Annotated in this window: 12 protein-coding genes; 3 read left to right on the top strand and 9 right to left on the bottom strand. The window is 71.3% G+C overall.

Annotated elements, in window-relative coordinates; genetic code table 11:
* Window positions 1-4: 4 nt before the first annotated feature.
* Complete coding sequence (locus tag CU044_RS08310) at window positions 5-1,345, bottom strand: ABC transporter substrate-binding protein (RefSeq protein WP_129767827.1); 1,341 nt, start codon at window positions 1,343-1,345, stop codon at window positions 5-7.
* A gap of 230 nt (window positions 1,346-1,575) precedes the next feature.
* Complete coding sequence (locus tag CU044_RS08315) at window positions 1,576-2,394, bottom strand: endo alpha-1,4 polygalactosaminidase (RefSeq protein ID WP_129767828.1); 819 nt, start codon at window positions 2,392-2,394, stop codon at window positions 1,576-1,578.
* Window positions 2,395-2,683: 289 nt separating this feature from the next.
* Here CU044_RS08315 and CU044_RS08320 point away from each other — a divergent pair, with 289 nt between their 5' ends.
* On the top strand, window positions 2,684-3,442 hold the full coding sequence (locus tag CU044_RS08320; RefSeq protein WP_129767829.1) for a DeoR/GlpR family DNA-binding transcription regulator: 759 nt from the start codon (window positions 2,684-2,686) through the stop codon (window positions 3,440-3,442).
* Window positions 3,443-3,667: 225 nt separating this feature from the next.
* On the top strand, window positions 3,668-6,142 hold the full coding sequence (locus tag CU044_RS08325; protein ID WP_129767830.1) for a SpoIIE family protein phosphatase: 2,475 nt from the start codon (window positions 3,668-3,670) through the stop codon (window positions 6,140-6,142).
* Window positions 6,143-6,165: 23 nt separating this feature from the next.
* Here the strand turns inward: CU044_RS08325 and CU044_RS08330 are convergent, their stop codons facing one another.
* The 7 genes from CU044_RS08330 to dnaK all read right to left on the bottom strand — a co-directional run bounded on the left by CU044_RS08330 (window position 6,166) and on the right by dnaK (window position 13,288).
* A complete protein-coding gene (locus CU044_RS08330; protein WP_129767831.1) occupies window positions 6,166-6,411 on the bottom strand; it encodes a hypothetical protein in 246 nt (81 codons plus the stop codon).
* 103 nt (window positions 6,412-6,514) lie between these two features.
* Window positions 6,515-6,778: a UBP-type zinc finger domain-containing protein gene (locus CU044_RS08335; protein WP_129767832.1), complete on the bottom strand. Its 264-nt coding sequence runs from the start codon at window positions 6,776-6,778 to the stop codon at window positions 6,515-6,517.
* A gap of 89 nt (window positions 6,779-6,867) precedes the next feature.
* A complete protein-coding gene (gene clpB / locus CU044_RS08340) occupies window positions 6,868-9,498 on the bottom strand; it encodes an ATP-dependent chaperone ClpB (RefSeq protein ID WP_129767833.1) in 2,631 nt (876 codons plus the stop codon).
* The gene (locus CU044_RS08345) at window positions 9,489-9,869 is read right to left on the bottom strand and encodes a chaperone modulator CbpM (RefSeq protein ID WP_129767834.1); all 381 of its coding nucleotides are present in this window, start codon (window positions 9,867-9,869) and stop codon (window positions 9,489-9,491) included. Before CU044_RS08345 ends, clpB begins: the two co-directional genes overlap by 10 nt.
* On the bottom strand, window positions 9,866-10,807 hold the full coding sequence (locus CU044_RS08350) for a J domain-containing protein (protein ID WP_129767835.1): 942 nt from the start codon (window positions 10,805-10,807) through the stop codon (window positions 9,866-9,868). The genes CU044_RS08345 and CU044_RS08350 overlap by 4 nt, the downstream gene beginning before the upstream one ends.
* Window positions 10,808-10,813: 6 nt before the next feature.
* Window positions 10,814-11,383 (bottom strand): nucleotide exchange factor GrpE, encoded by a 570-nt coding sequence (locus CU044_RS08355; RefSeq protein WP_129767836.1) that lies wholly within the window; start codon window positions 11,381-11,383, stop codon window positions 10,814-10,816.
* A gap of 9 nt (window positions 11,384-11,392) precedes the next feature.
* Entirely contained in the window at window positions 11,393-13,288 is a 1,896-nt protein-coding gene (dnaK, locus tag CU044_RS08360) for a molecular chaperone DnaK (protein ID WP_129767837.1), read from the bottom strand.
* Between the two features lie 235 nt (window positions 13,289-13,523).
* On the opposite strand from dnaK, the gene CU044_RS08365 reads away from it, so the two are divergent.
* Window positions 13,524-15,320: a helix-turn-helix domain-containing protein gene (locus CU044_RS08365; protein ID WP_129767838.1), complete on the top strand. Its 1,797-nt coding sequence runs from the start codon at window positions 13,524-13,526 to the stop codon at window positions 15,318-15,320.
* Window positions 15,321-15,540 lie beyond the last annotated feature (220 nt).

The following is a 15,540-nucleotide window of genomic DNA, read 5'->3' on the forward strand; positions in this document are numbered from 1 at the left end:
CCTCTCAACGCGGGATGAGCAGAGCGGCGTTGGCCTCGTCCGCGCACGCGCGCAGGGCCTTGACGGGGGTACTCCTGCCGAGGAGTACGGCGGCGATGGCCTGTCCGAGCGCCTGTGAGATCTGCGGATAGGCCGGGTGCACGGGACGTACGCGCGCCGTATCCAGCGCGCGGGTGAACACCGGCAGCCCGTCGGTCCTGGCCTCTTGCGCCTGCCAGGCGGGCAGGGCCTCGGTACGCCGGCTCAGCGGCAGGCTGCCGGCCATGACGTCCCAGCGCACATCCTGCGCGGGCTGCGCCAGCCAGGTGACGAAGGTACGTGCCGCCCGTACGCGCGCCGGACCGTTGTCGAACACGGTCCAGGTGTCGGGGCCCGATATGGTCATCGGCTTGCCGCTGTAGCTGGGCAGTGGCACCACGTGATAGTCGATCTTCGCCTGTTCGATGTCGGGCAGCTGCCACGGTCCGGTGACGGCCATGCCCATCCGGCCGGAGAGAAAGACCTGGTACATCTGCTCGCTGCCCGGCTTGGGGTCGACGTAGACGCTCTTGTCCTTCGCGAGCGCCGCCACCGTCTCCAGGGCCTGTACGCCGACGTCCGCGAACCCGATCCGCTGCCCGTCCTCGCTGACGACCTCGCCTCCCAGGTCCCACACCATCGGCCACAGCCGCCAGACCGTGTCCTCGTCGCCCACGCCGGGCCAGCCGGTGCCGAACGTGCCACGCCCCGCGTCGGTCAGCTTCTTTGCCGTCGCCACGAACTCCGCCCAGGTCCAGCCCGGTTCGGGAAGGGGCAGGCCGGCGTCGCCGAAGAGCTTCTTGTTGCAGACCACGGCGAGTGAGTCGATCAGCGCGGGGGCCGCCCGTACCCGTCCGTTGAGGGTGACGGCCTCGCGGGCGGGGGCCCAGAAGTCCTTCCAGGGGAGCGGGCCGGAACGGACCGTGTCGGTCAGATCCACCACGGACGGGCTGCGCGCGACACTGGCCAGGTCGGAGCCGAAGACATAGGCGACGTCGGGGAAGGAGCCCGACGCGAGCGCCGCGGTGATCTTCTGCAGCATCGCGTCGGCCAGCACGCCCCCACCGGAATCGACCCGGATGCCGGGGTGGGTGCGGTTGAATTCCGCGACCAGTTTCTCGATCGCCTGGCGGCCGGTGTCCGTCTGGCCGTGCCACAGTTCGACCGTGACCCGTCCGTCGGCTCCCACGCCGTCGCTCGTGTCCGTACCGCATCCGGGCAGGGCCGCGGTGGCGGCGGCACCGAGCGCCAGACCGGTGCCCCGCCGCAGGACCGTGCGGCGCGAGAGCCCGGCGGGAGCGCCGGGAAGGCGGTGTGCTGCGGCCATGCGAGCCCCCAGGGGAACGCGGCACGGGACGTCACGCGGAAGCGTCCCGGCACGGTGGGTGGTGTGCTGTGAAGTGGTGTGCAGTGAGGTGGTGCGGTGAGTGGTGAGGGTGGTGCGAACAGTGTGCGCCGCGTGGGGGGGCGGGGAGCGGCGGCTTGGTGCACCCCACCTGAGACCGGGACGCACCAAGCCGTTCAGGACCGCTCGGCGGGCTGATCGGAGGGGCGGGTTCAGCAGGTCTTTCGGACGTACGCGCTGTCGCCGGGGGCGGTGACGTCGACGTCGCGCAGAACGACGCTCAGCCGGTCACCGAAGCCCGCGCAGGTTTCCTTGAAGTATTTCTCCTTGTACTCGATCACGATGACGTTGTCGCCGAATCCCTCGGTGTAGTCACCGCACTCGTCCCACTCACCGCACTCCTCCGCGATGGCGAAGTCAAGACCCGTCTCCGCGTGAGCGGTGGAGAAGTTCGCGGTGTTCTTCTGGGCGATGGCCAGGCCCTTGTCGTGCGCGTGCTGGGAGAGCAGCTTGATGAACGCCTTGGCGTTGGCCTCGCTGATCAGATCGAACCGGTCGAAGGTGTCGAGGTTGTCGGGTTCGACGGCGTTGAAGCCCTTGCTCGCGCAGGTGTCGATCCAGGAGTTCACCTTCGCGGCGATCCGCTGGCGCTTCGCGTCGGTACGGATATCCAGAACGGCCTCACCCCAGCCGTCGTCGTACACGATGTCGCCGTTCGCGTCCCGCAGCAGCAGGTCGCCCCACTCGCTCTCGGCTCCCGGCTGGGCCTGGAAGGCGTTGACGTAGCAGATGTTGTACAGGCCCGCCGCCGGTGCGGCGGTGTAGTCACGGCTGACGACCTTCACACCGGCCGGTGGTGTGTAGGACCGGCCGATCTGGTAGTCGAAGTCGGCGTGTACCGGAGGGAGGGTCACGGCCCGGGGCGCCGCGCTCGCGGTGGAGGAGGCGAGCAGCGGGGTGATCACCGCCGTCGCCACGGCCGCCGCGGCGACGGCGCGACGACACGACCGGACACGGTTGCTCAACAGCATCTTGAGCTCCAGAAGATGGGGGGTACGTCCCCGCCTCGGACTCCGCGATCTCCGCGGGTGTCCTGGCGACTCAGTCCGGGCTGGCGGTGCGTGGACCGCGTTACCGGCTGGGCGTACCTCTGGCGCCGGGTGCTCAACTCTGGCGTTGCATGGAGTAAAGCGAGCAACTTTCGGCATGTCAACAGATCGAAGCTGCGCACTTTGCGCACATGGGCAGTGGGTTCGACAGCAGCCGAGCCCCGGCTCATCCTCCGAGCTGGGCATTCCCGTGCGGGGCTATGCTCACCTCATGCTGAAAGCTGAGCGTCATGCGCGGATACTTGAGCATGTCTCCGCGCGAGGCGGCTCCGATGTCCATGAGCTCTCCCGTCTGCTGAACGTGTCGGCAGCCACGGTCCGGCGCGATCTCCAGCATCTGAGCCGGCTCAATCTGCTGCGCCGTACGCACGGCGGAGCGGTGGTCGGCGGCGTCGCGGCCGAGCTTCCGGTCCAGCACCGCACGGAGCGCCGCCGGGCCGAGAAGCAGGCCATCGCGCGGGCCGCGGCCGAGCTGGTGCCGGCGGGAGCGGTCGTCGGTCTGACCGGTGGGACGACCGTCATCGAGATCGCGCGGGTGCTCGCCGCGCGCGGACCCGTCACCATCGTGACCAACGCGGTCAACATCGCCGCGGAACTGGTCCCGCACAGGGACGTCACACTGGTCGTCGTCGGCGGTTACGCCCGTACCGCGAGCTATGAACTCGTCGGCCCCATCGCCGAGAAGACACTGGCCGACCATCACACCGACATGACGTTCCTGGGGGTGGACGGGATCAGCGCGGACCACGGCTGTACGACCCACGACCAGCTCGAAGCGGCGACGGACCGCGCCTTCGCCGACAACAGCGGCAGGACCGTCGTCGTGGCGGACCATTCGAAGATCGGGAAGGTCACCTTCGCGAAGATCTGCCCCCTGACGGACATCGACCACCTCGTCACCGACAAGGCGGCTCCGGCCGACCCCCTCGCACGCATCGCCGACGCGGGCGTCGCGGTGACGGCGGTCTGACCTCCGACTCCGCCACCCGGCCTCACCGGCACCGGCACCCCGGTGTTCCGTGCGACACGGCGACACGGTGAGGCCGGTGACACGGTGAGGCCGGAGCGATACCCGGCGTGTGCGCGGCTCGGTGTGCCCGCGGCCCGCCGATTCCGCCCATATCCGAAGATCGCGCGTCCCTGCGCATTGCGTGACGCGGTGCGATTATGGGGTGCGTAGGGGATGGTGAGGTGGATGTCATCGGCGCGCAGGCAGTCGAGCCCGAGGCCCGGCGCTCCCCCGCCCGCGCGTTCGGAGGTTCCTTTGGACGCATCCAATGACGCGACCGCGGTGGTGGACGCGGCGGGCAACGTCGTGGCCTGGACCAGGGGGGCGGAGGAGATCCTCGGCTACCCGTCGGCAGAGGTGGTGGGCCGGACCGCCGCCCTGCTGCTGACCGATCCGGGCGATCGCGTACGTGCGGTGGCGGTCGCCGAACACTGCCGCGCGGGGGCCGGGTGGAGCGGCGTCGTTCCGGTGCGGCACCGCGACGGCCGGCGCGTCGAACTGAACCTGCGTGTCTCCACCTCGTTCCGGATCGGTGGCGATGAGTGCTTTCTGCTCTCGGCATGGGAGCAGAGGACCCAATGGGCGATGGGCCAGTCCGTGCTGGACGGGTTCCTGACCCGGTCACCCGTCGGCATGGCCGTCATGGACATGGACCTGCGCTACAGCTGGATCAACGACACCCTGGAACGTTTCGGCGGTGTGCCACGTGAGCAGCGCCTGGGCCGCCGGCTGAGCGAGCTGCTCCCCGGCCTCCAGGCCGACATCCTCGAAGACCTGATGCGCAAGGTGCTGCAGACCGGCGTGCCGGTCACCGACTACGAGTACCTGGGCTGGAGCTGGGCGGATCCGCACCGGCAGCACGCCTACTCGACCTCGTTCTTTCCCCTGGTCGACGTCGACGGAGGCGTCACCGGCGTCTGCTACATCGTTCTCGATGTGACCGACCGGTGGAACGCCCGCGAACTGCTGGCCATGGTCAATGACGCCGGAGCCGTGGTCGGCAGCACCCTGGACGTGACACGGACGGCGCAGGAGCTGGCCGATTTCGCCGTACCCCGCTTCGCCGACTTCGTCACCGTCGACCTGCTGGAACCGATTCTCAGCGAGGAGGGACACGGGACCTGGCTGACCGACGCGGGACCGGCGGTCACGCGGGTGACGATGCGCAGGGCGGGCCTGAGCTCCGTACGGGAAGGATGCCCGGAGGCCGTCGCCCGGATCGGTGACCGGGTGGACTCCCTCCCCCCACCGCACGGCCCCGACCTCCTGGTCAACGGCGAGCCTGTCCTCATTCAGGTCCTCGACGCCAGCACTCCCCAGTGGGTGACACGGCAGCCCGCCAGGGCCGCGAGCATCCGCGAGTACGGGATGCACTCGCTCATCTCCGTGCCGATGCGGGCGCGGGACACCGTGCTGGGCGTCACCACGTTCTTCCGCTCGCTGAACCCGGTGTCCTTCAAGGCGGACGATGTCCTGCTGGCCCGGGAAGTCGTCGCCCGCGCGGCGGTGTGTGTGGACAACGCGCGCCGCTACACCCGCGAACACAACGCGACCGTGACACTCCAGCGCAGTCTGCTGCCGCACACACTGGCCGGCGGAGCCGCCGTGGACGTGGCCTCCGTCTATCTGCCGGCCGGCGCGGGGGACGGTGTGGGCGGGGACTGGTTCGATGTGATTCCGCTGTCCGGCGCCCGTGTGGGCCTGGTCGTCGGCGATGTGGTAGGGCACGGCATCAGCGCCGCCGCCACCATGGGACGCCTGCGCACCGCGGTGCAGACACTCGCCGACATGGATGTGCCCCCGGACGAGCTGCTGGCCCATCTCGACGATCTGGTGCTGCGCCTCAGCGACGAGGAGCCGCTCAACGACTCGCCGGACCCGTTCCGTACGACCGTGGTCGGCGCCACCTGTCTCTACGCCGTCTACGACCCGGTCACCCGGCGTTGCACACTGGCGAGGGCCGGCCATCCGCCGCCCGTCGTCGTCTCTCCGGAAGGCCATGTCAGATTCCTGGAGCTGCCGGCCGGACCGCCGCTGGGGCTGGGCGGACTGCCCTTCGAGTCCACCGAGATCGAGCTCGCCGAGGGCAGTCTGCTCGGTCTCTACACCGACGGTCTCATCGAGGCCGCCGACCAGGACATCGACCTCGGCATGTCCCGCCTCGCACACGCCCTGGCGCAGCCCGGTCTCTCCCTCACGGCGCTGTGCACCGCCGCGGTGGAGCGGCTGACCGCCGCGGCGCAGCCCGACGACGTGGCGCTGCTGCTGGCGCGTACCCGTGCCATGAGCGCCGACCATGTCGTCTCCTGGAACGTGGCGTCCGACCCCGCCGCCGTCGCCGGCATCCGCAATCTGGCAACCCGCCAGCTGGAGGAATGGGGCCTGGACGAGCTGGTCATGACGACCGAACTCATCGTCAGCGAGCTGGTCACCAACGCGGTCCGGTACGGCACAGGACCGATCCGGCTCCGGCTGATGCGCCAGTCCCGTCTGATCGTCGAGGTCGCCGACGCCAACAGCACCTCCCCCCGGCTGCGGCACGCCCGCACCACCGACGAGGGCGGTCGCGGGCTCTTCCTCGTCGCGCAGCTCGCCCACCGCTGGGGCACCCGGCACACACCGGAAGGCAAGATCATCTGGGCGGAACAAGAACTGATGTGACTCCGCCGGGGCGGCGGCGCGTCTCACTTCCAGTGCCGGACGCTCCAGGTGTACTGGTCGCCGCCCACCCACCGGACCACCTCGGGGTCGTCCAGATCGGAGCCCTTCAGGCCCAGCGCGAAGGCGTACTCGAAGACATCCTCGATCGAGAACGCCTTGCCGGCCAGCTCGCCGTGAATCTCCACCAGCCGGAAGGGCGGATCCCCTTCATGGACCGGCAGGACCACGACCGGAGCGTACTGGAACCGCGGGCTTTCACTTTCCGTCATGAAATCGACCCCTGCCTCGAAGATGCGCGCCGTGCCCGCTCTGACAGGCTCCGGTCCCCGGGCGCGCACGGCAACCCGGGGGAGCGGTCCCGGCGCGCGGGTGTCAGACGAACGATTCGTGCATGTAGCACCAGCGCCAGTCCTCCCCGGGCTCCAGGGACGCCACGAGCGGGTGGCCGAGGGAGGCGGCGTGGGCGCGGGCGTGCCGGAGCGGAGAGGAGTCGCAGCACCCGACATGGCCGCAGGTCAGGCAGAGCCTGAGGTGCTCCCAGGGCGCGCCGAGGCGCAGGCACTCCTCGCAGCCGTCAGGGGTACGGGGGGTGACCGGGCGCGCCATGGACAGGTGCCAGTCGGCGTCCGTGGTCACGGCCCTCGCCTCCCCCGTCACGGCCCTGGCCTCCCCGGTCACCGGCCCCACGTTCCCCCGCACGGCCCTCGTCCTCCCGGCCATGGCCCTCAGCCTCCCGGCGCGGACTCGGGCGGGTCCTGGTACGTCACGACCAGCTCGCCGTTCTGGGCGTCCACCTTGATGTGCGACCCGTCCTCCGCCTCACCGCGCAGCAGCGCGCGTCCGACCAGCGTCTCGACCTCGTGCGAGATATAGCGGCGCAGCGGACGGGCCCCGTACACCGGATCGAAGCCCTGGTGGGCGATGAGTTCGCGGGCGGGCTCGGTGAGTTCCACCGTGATCCTGCGCTCCGCGAGACGCCGGCGCAGTTCGTCGAACTGGAGGTCGACGATCCGCTCGATCTGGGTCAGGCCGAGCGGCTTGAAGAGCACGATGTCGTCCACGCGGTTGAGGAACTCCGGCCGGAAATGCGCGCGGAGTTCGGACATCACCTGCGCGCGGGCGTCGGGCTTGATCTCGCCGTCCGCGCTCGCGTCCAGCAGGTAGGGGGAGCCGATGTTGGAGGTCATGATGACGACGGTGTTGCGGAAGTCGACGGTCCGCCCCTGGGCATCGGTGATCCGGCCGTCGTCCAGCACCTGGAGCAGGGTGTTGAAGACATCGGCGTGGGCCTTCTCGATCTCGTCGAACAGGACCACCGAGTACGGCTTGCGGCGGACGGCCTCGGTGAGCTGGCCGCCCTCCTCGTACCCCACGTATCCGGGCGGGGCGCCGACGAGCCGGCTCACGGTGTGCCGCTCCTGGTACTCGCTCATGTCGAGGCGGACCATGCTCTCCTCGGAGTCGAAGAGCGCGGCCGCGAGGGTCTTCGCCAGCTCGGTCTTGCCCACGCCGGTCGGGCCGAGGAAGATGAACGACCCGATCGGGCGGCGCGGGTCACGGATGCCGGACCGGGCCCGGATGATCGCGTCGGCCACCAGCTGTACGGCCTCGTCCTGCCCGATCACCCGCTCCTGGAGGATCTCGTCCAGCCGCAGCAGCTTCTCGCGCTCGGCCTCCTGGAGCCGGCTCACCGGAACGCCGGTCCACGCGGCGACGATCTCGGCGATCTCGTCCTCGGTGACCACTTCGCGCAGCAGCCGGGTCTCGCCCTGTTTGGCGCGCAGTTGCTCCTCCTCCGCGGCGAGCCGGCGCTCCAGCTCGGTGAGCCTTCCGTAGCGCAGCTCGGCGGCGCGGTTGAGGTCATAGGCCCGTTCGGCCTCGTCGGCCTCCTGCCGGACCCGTTCCAGCTCCTGCCGCAGCTCCTGGACCTTGCGGATGGCCTGGCGCTCGGACTCCCACTGGGCGCGGCGGGCGTCGGCGTCGGCCCGCAGATCGGTGAGCTCCCTGCGCAGCTCCGCCAGTCTGGTGACGCTGGCCGGGTCGGTCTCCTTGGAGAGGGCCGCCTCCTCGATCTCCAGCCGGGTCACCCGCCGCGTCAGTTCGTCCAGTTCGGCGGGCATCGAGTCGATCTCGGTACGCATCCGCGCGCAGGCCTCGTCCACCAGGTCGATGGCCTTGTCGGGCAGGAACCGGTCCGAGATGTAGCGGTGGCTGAGTGTCGCCGCGGCGACCAGCGCCGTGTCCTGGATCCGTACACCGTGGAAGACCTCCAGCCGCTCGCGCAGTCCGCGCAGGATGGAGACGGTGTCCTCCACGCTCGGCTCGTCCACCAGCACCTGCTGGAAGCGGCGCTCCAGCGCGGCGTCGGACTCGATGTGCTTGCGGTACTCGTCCAGGGTGGTGGCGCCGATCATGTGCAGCTCACCGCGGGCGAGCATCGGCTTCAGCATGTTCCCGGCGTCCACCGCCCCTTCGGCGCCGCCCGCGCCGACCACGGTGTGGAGTTCGTCGAGGAAGAGCAGGATCCGTCCGCCGGCCGCCTTGACCTCGCCGAGCACCGCCTTGAGGCGTTCCTCGAACTCACCGCGGTACTTGGCACCGGCCACCAGCGCGGCCATGTCGAGCGCGAAGACGGTACGGTCCCGCAGTCCCTCGGGCACATCGCCGCGGACGATCCGCTGGGCGAGGCCCTCCACGATCGCGGTCTTCCCGACCCCCGGGTCGCCGATCAGCACCGGGTTGTTCTTGGTCTTGCGGCTGAGGATCTGGGTCACCCGCCGTATCTCGGCGTCCCGGCCGATCACCGGGTCCAGACTGCCGCCACGGGCCTCGGCGACCAGGTCGCGGCCGTACTTCTCCAGGGCCTCGTACGCGGCCTCCGGGGTCGCGGAGGTGACCCGCTGGTTGCCGCGGACCCGCGTGAGCGCGGACAGGAACGCCTCCTTGGTGAGCCCGTGGTCCTTCAGCAGGCGCCCCGCGGCGGTGGCGGAGCCCTCGTCGGCCAGCGCCATCATCAGATGCTCGACGGAGACGTACTCGTCCTTGAGCCGTACGGCCTCCTGCTCGGCGGTGTCCAGCAGCCGTGACAGCCGCTGGGTGACGAACACCTGGCCCGGCGCGGCTCCGGGGCCGGTCGACCCGGGCCTGCGCGACAGCTCGCTCTCGACGGCGGCGCGCAGCGCGGGCGGATCGACGCCCGCCTGGTCGAGCAGCCGCGGGACGAGCCCGTCCCGCTGGTCGAGCAGCGCGAGCAGCAGGTGTTCCCCGTCGACCTCGGTCTGCCCGAGGCGTACGGCCGCGCTCTGGGCCTCTTGCAGGGCTTCCTGGGACTTCTGGGTGAGGCGGTTCATGTCCATGGCACGTCGTCACTCCTCGCGCCGGTACGGCGCAGCGCGGCCTCCAACTGGCCGATCCGGTCCAGCAGGTCCAGTACCAGTCCGATGGAGGCGTAGTTGAGGGGGAGTCCGGCCCGCAGCCGCTGGATACGGGCCAGCGTGCGCGGGGCGGACCGGTCGAACCTGAGCCGGCCGGCGGGGTCACGGGTGGCGTCCACCAGCCCCAGCGTCACCAGGCGCCGGACCATCTCCGGGTGCATTCCCGAGCCGCGGGCCACGCTCTCCAGGCTGAGCCCGCGGACGGGCACCAGCTCGTAGACCCGGACGGCCGTCGCGTCCGGCCGTCGCCCGTTCGTCGTGTCCGGCCGTCGCCGCCGTTGCTCGGGCGTCATCCCTTGCTCCTCGGGTCGAAGTCGGACGCGGCCGCCAGTTCCCCGAACAGCTCGCGTTCACGGTCGGTGGGGTGCGGCGGGACCATCACCCGGACCTCGGCGTAGAGGTCGCCGTCGGTGCCGCGCGGGTGGGGCATTCCCTCGCCGCGCAGCCGCAGCCGGCGCCCGCTGGAGGAGCCGGGCGGGACAGTGACCTTGGCGGTGCCGCCGGGGGTGGCCAGGGGCACGGTCGCGCCGAGAGCCGCCTCCCAGGGCGTCACGGGCAGCCGGACATGGATGTCGCGGCCGTCCAGCCGGTACCGCTCGTGGGGTGTGATGTGTACCCGCAGATAGAGGTCACCGGCGGGCGCGTCACGGCTGCCCCGGCCGCCCTCGCCGGCCAGCCGGATCCGCTGCCCGTCCCGCACCCCCCGGGGAATGGTGACCTGGTAGTCGCGCCGGCCGTCAGGACCGGCGAGGCCGACCGCGCGCCGCCCGCCCCGGTACGCCTCCTCCACGGACAGCTCCACCTCGGCCTCCTGGTCGGCGCCGGGGACGGTACGGCGCGGTCCGCCGCGTCCGCCCGCCCCGAACAGGCCGCCGAAGAGATCCTCGAAGTCCACGTCCTGGAAGGAGCCGCCCGGCCCCTGGGCGAAGCGCACCCCGCCACCGGCGGAGGCCCGGCCCGCGCCGCCGTAGCCCGCCCCCGCGGCCGCCCGCTCGTCGTAGTCCTCGGGGATCTGCCGGAAGTCCGGGCCGAAGCGGTCGTACCGCGCCCGGGTGTCCGGGTCGGCCAGAACGCTGTACGCCTCGTTGACGTCCTTGAAGCGCTCCTCCGCCTCCGGGTCCTTGTTGACGTCCGGATGGTGGCGACGGGCCAGCTTCCGGTAGGCCTGCTGGATGTCCTCCTGACTCGCCGTGCGGGGGACGCCGAGCACCTCGTAGTAGTCCTGTGCCATGCGCCGTCACTCCCGCCGCCGGCTGACCGCGACGGCCATCGGGCGCAACTGGCGGCCGTCATGTCCGTATCCGGGACGCAGGACCTCCACGACGGTGCCGGGCTCGGTGTCCGGGTCGTCGACGACCCGGACCACCTCGTGCCGGTTCGGGTCGAACGGCACACCGCTCTCCTCCTGGCGCGGATAGCCGAGCCGCGCCAGGACGCCCACGGCCTGGTCCCGTACGGCCTCGACGCCCTTCAGTACCGAGGAGGGATCGGCGCGGGCATGCGCGAGGGCCAGTTCGAGATGGTCGAGTACGGGAAGCCATTCGGCGGCGGTACGGGCGCGTTCGGTCTCCCGGACCTCCTCCAGCTCCCTGGCATGGCGCTTGCGCAGATTGTCGAGGTCGGCGAGCGCGCGCCGCCAGGCGTCCTGCGCCTCGGCCAGGTCCTTCCGCACGTCGTCGTCTCTCCGTACGCCGTCCCTCTGCGCGTCGTCCTGTACGTCGTCCGGTCGCCCGTCCGTCCGGTCCTCCGGCGGAGGCGCGGCGTCCGCTTCGTCCGGCGGTAGTGCCGGTTCCGGTTCGGTGGCCATGGCGTGACCTCAGCTCTTGTCGAAGTCGGCGTCCACGACGTCGTCGTCGCCTCCGGTGCCGCTCGCCGGGGGCGGGCCACCGGGGCCGGACCCGGACGAGCCGGCGGGACCGGCCGGCCGGGCGGACAGCGCCTGGTGGACCTGCTGGAGCTCGGAGGTCAGCGACCTGACCCGGTCCAGCGTTTCCTCGCCCTTCACCGCCTGGCGGGCGTCGGAGACCAGCAGCTGGGCCCGCGCCCGCTCGTGCTCGGGCGCGCTCTCGCCCAGCTCGCCCAGCCTGCGTTCCACCTGGTAGGCGATGGCGTCCAGCTCGTTGCGGGCGTCCACGGCCTGCCGCAGCGCCTGATCCTCGCCGCGGTTGCGCTCCGCCTCGGAGATCATGCGCTCCACCTCGGACCGTTCGAGGTTGGAGCCCTCGCTGAGCGTGATGCCCTGTTCCTTGCCGGTGTCCTTGTCGCGCGCGGTGACATGGAGGATGCCGTTGGCGTCGATGTCGAAGGTGACCTCGACCTGCGGTTCCCCGCGTGGCGCCGGGCGGATGTCGGTGAGCTGGAAACGGCCCAGGACCCGGTTGTCTGCCGCGCGCTCGCGCTCGCCCTGGAGGACGACGACATCGACGGCGGGCTGGCTGTCCTCGGCCGTGGAGAAGGTCTCCGTACGGCGGACCGGGATCGTGGTGTTCCGCTCGATGATCTTCGTCATCACCCCGCCGCGTGTCTCCACACCGAGCGAGAGCGGGGTGACGTCCAGCAGCAGGACGTCCTTGACCTCGCCCTTGAGCACCCCGGCCTGGACGGCGGCGCCCAGCGCCACCACCTCGTCCGGGTTGACGCTCATATTCGGGTCCTTGCCACCCGTCAGCCGCCGGACCAGCGCCTGCACGGCGGGGATCCGGGTCGAGCCGCCGACCAGGATGACCTCGTCGATATCACTGTCGGTCACCTTCGCGTCGGACAGCGCCTGCTGCACGGGGCCCAGGCAGCGGTCCACCAGGTCGGCGGTGATCTGCTCGAAGGTGGAGCGCATGACGGATTCCGTCAGATGCTTGGGGCCGGTGGCGTCGGCCGTGATGAACGGCAGGCTGACCTGGGTCTGGGTCACCGAGCTCAGCTCGGTCTTGGCCTTCTCCGCCGCCTCGAACAGCCGTTGCAGCGCCTGGGTGTCCTCGCGCAGATCGATCCCGTTCTCGCGCTGGAACGTGTCCGCGAGATGGTCCACCAGCCGGCGGTCGAAGTCGTCGCCGCCGAGGTGCGTGTCTCCCGCGGTGGAACGTACCTCCACCACACCGTCCCCGACGTCCAGGATGGACACGTCGAAGGTGCCGCCGCCGAGATCGAAGACGAGCACCGTCTCGTGCTCCTTCTTGTCCATGCCGTAGGCCAGGGCCGCCGCGGTCGGCTCGTTGATGATGCGCAGCACTTCGAGGCCCGCGATCCGCCCCGCGTCCTTGGTCGCGGTGCGCTGGGCGTCGTTGAAGTACGCCGGAACGGTGATGACGGCCTCCGTCACCCGCTCTCCCAGCGACTTCGAGGCGTCCTCGGCGAGCTTGCGCAGCACCAGCGCGCTGATCTCCTCCGGCGCGTACTGCTTGCCGCGGATGTCGAACCGCGCGACGCCGCCCTCGCCCGCCACGACGTCGTACGTCACCGCTTTGACCTCGTCCGAGACCTCGTCGAAGTGCCGGCCGATGAACCGCTTGGCGGAGTAGATGGTGCCCTTGGGGTTGAGGATCGCCTGCCGGCGGGCCAGCTGGCCCACGAGCCGTTCGCCGGAGTCGGTGAAGGCGACGACGGAGGGGGTGGTGCGGGAGCCCTCGGCGTTCGGGAGGACCGTCGCCTCACCTCCCTCCCACGCGGCGATCACCGAGTTGGTGGTGCCCAGGTCGATACCGACTGCCTTGGCCATGAGGTGCTCCCTTGCGTCCGCTGCCTTCGCCGACTGCCCTCGGGGCAGGGTCCCGTCCCCTCCAGCGTGACGACGGTGCCGCGCCGATTCCTGCTCCTGGGAGGTCGAAATCCGGGCGGTGACTGGACCTGCCGGTACAGGGCCGGCCCACCGGGCGGACCGGATGCGCGGCCCCGGTCGCTCGGTAAAGTTGTGGTGGGGGCGACTCTCTTCGGGAAGGTGTCGGGCCAGGGAGATGAGCACGGCCGCCGGAAGAACCGGAGCACCGGACCCCCCGGGCAGCCGGTCCTCCCGCCTCCACCGTCTGATGGCGCTGTCGGGCGCCCTGTCCGACGGGCGGGACGAGCACGAGGTGCTGCGGCTGGCGGGTTCCTTCGTCGCGCGGCTCGGTCCGTGGCGTACCGAGGCCGGATATCTGCCCGCCGACGGGCGGCTGGTCCGCTGCCCCCCGGACACCGTTCTCGCCGCAGACCCGTGCCCTCCGCCGGGCTCCTCGGGCCCCTTCCTTCCGCCGGGCGCCTCCGCCACCGGCCGGGCGCTGGACAGTCAGGTCAACCGACTCGACGGCCTGGACGGCGCCGTCCGGCTCCCCGGCCGGGAGTGGTCATGGGCGTTCGCCCTCCGGGGGCCCGCGGGCCCCCGGAGGGCGAACGCGGGCCGGGCCGGCAGCCCCCCGGCCGGATATCTGGTCGTGAGCGCCCGGAGGCCGCCCGGCGACGACGAGATCGCGCTGCTCGGGCTGCTCGCGCGGCAGACAGGCGCGGCCCTGGCGGGCGCCGCTGCCCACCGCCGGGAGCGGGAGTACGCCGCCGAGCTGAGCCGGGCCCGGCGGGACGGGAACGCCGCACGTGAGCGGCTCGCCGACGTGGAGTCCGAGCTGACGTACCGGCGCTCGGTGCACGACGCGCTGAGCGGTGCCACGGCCACCGGCGACACCGAGGCGGGGATCGCGTGGACGGTCCACCGGCTGACCGGCTTCTCCGCCGTGGTGGAGGACCAGTTCGGCAATCTACGGGCCTGGGCGGGCCCCGGCTGCCCCGATCCGTACCCGAAGCCCGACCCGGGGCGTCAGGAACAGCTGATCCTCGACGCGATCCGGGACGCGCGCCCGGTGTACGTCGGGCACCGGCTCACCGCCGTCGCCCGCCATCGCGGAGAGATCCTCGGCACCGTCTCCCTGGTCGACCCCCACGGGGCCGCGGGGGAGCGGGAGGAGTTCGCGCTCGGTCACGCCTGCGACGCGCTGGCCCTGGAGATGGCGCATCTGCGCAGCCTGGCCGAGATGGAGCTACGGCTGCGCCGCGAGCTGGTCGACGATCTGATCACCGGTACGGACGACGAGAGCGCCTTCGCGCGCGCCGCGGCCGTCGGCCACGATCTGCACGGCGCGCAGCATCTGGTGGCGGTGGGGTGGACGGGGCTGACCGCCGACGACGCGTTCGTCCAGGCGGTGGCCGGCGCGGCGGCCGGTCTGGGGCTCCGGGCGCTGGTGGCCAGGCGCTCGGGCCGGGCGGTCCTGGTCGTCCAGGGACGGCCGAAGGGGGAGGAGCTGTATCTGGCGGTCTCCCAGGAACTGGGCTCGCGCGCGGGAGCGATCGGCCTCGGCAGCCGCTGCGACTCCCCGGCCGAGATCCCGCGTTCCTACCAGGAGGCGCTGCGCGCGCTCGAGGTACGGCAGCGCTCGCGCGTACCCCACGGCGCGACCTCGTTCGACGATCTCGGGCTGTACCGGATCATCGGTACGGGTGACGACTACCGGGAGATCGAGGGGTACGTCCGCGAGTGGCTCGGCCCGCTCCTCGACTACGACGCGGCCCACCGGGGCGATCTGGTCCGTACCCTCTCGCAGTACTTCGAGGCGGGCGGGAACTACGACGGCGCGGCCTCCGCCCTCGGCATCCACCGCAGCACGCTGCGCTACCGGCTCCAGCGCATGCGCGAGATCGGGGGGCACGACCTGAGCGACGTCGAGACCCGCCTCAATCTGCATGTGGCGACCCGGGTCTGGAAGGTCCTGGGCGGCGAGGCCTGACCCCGCCGGCGAGATGACCGGCCGCGCGGGGCCGGGTGCAGTGGCCCCCGGGGTCCGTGTACGGCGGCGTGCCGTCGCACGCGCGGGGGCCACTGGAGGTAGTCCGTACGGAGGAGTCTTCCCGTCAGGACTGGGGGCGTCGGCCGTGGTTGGCCCCGTTCTTACGACGTGCCTTCTTCTTGCGGCGCCGCTTCGATGACATGACGTCTCCTCTCGTGAG

The organism is Streptomyces sp. L-9-10 (assembly GCF_004151105.1).
Taxonomy (GTDB): Bacteria; Actinomycetota; Actinomycetes; order Streptomycetales; family Streptomycetaceae; genus Streptomyces.

Coding starts and splice junctions, on each gene's coding strand:
- CU044_RS08310 (WP_129767827.1), bottom strand. CDS start 1,345: ATGGCCGCAGCACACCGCCTTCCCGGCGCTCCCGCCGGGCTCTCGCGC.
- CU044_RS08315 (WP_129767828.1), bottom strand. CDS start 2,394: ATGCTGTTGAGCAACCGTGTCCGGTCGTGTCGTCGCGCCGTCGCCGCG.
- CU044_RS08320 (WP_129767829.1), top strand. CDS start 2,684: ATGCTGAAAGCTGAGCGTCATGCGCGGATACTTGAGCATGTCTCCGCG.
- CU044_RS08325 (WP_129767830.1), top strand. CDS start 3,668: ATGTCATCGGCGCGCAGGCAGTCGAGCCCGAGGCCCGGCGCTCCCCCG.
- CU044_RS08330 (WP_129767831.1), bottom strand. CDS start 6,411: ATGACGGAAAGTGAAAGCCCGCGGTTCCAGTACGCTCCGGTCGTGGTC.
- clpB (WP_129767833.1), bottom strand. CDS start 9,498: ATGGACATGAACCGCCTCACCCAGAAGTCCCAGGAAGCCCTGCAAGAG.
- CU044_RS08345 (WP_129767834.1), bottom strand. CDS start 9,869: ATGACGCCCGAGCAACGGCGGCGACGGCCGGACACGACGAACGGGCGA.
- CU044_RS08350 (WP_129767835.1), bottom strand. CDS start 10,807: ATGGCACAGGACTACTACGAGGTGCTCGGCGTCCCCCGCACGGCGAGT.
- CU044_RS08355 (WP_129767836.1), bottom strand. CDS start 11,383: ATGGCCACCGAACCGGAACCGGCACTACCGCCGGACGAAGCGGACGCC.
- dnaK (WP_129767837.1), bottom strand. CDS start 13,288: ATGGCCAAGGCAGTCGGTATCGACCTGGGCACCACCAACTCGGTGATC.
- CU044_RS08365 (WP_129767838.1), top strand. CDS start 13,524: ATGAGCACGGCCGCCGGAAGAACCGGAGCACCGGACCCCCCGGGCAGC.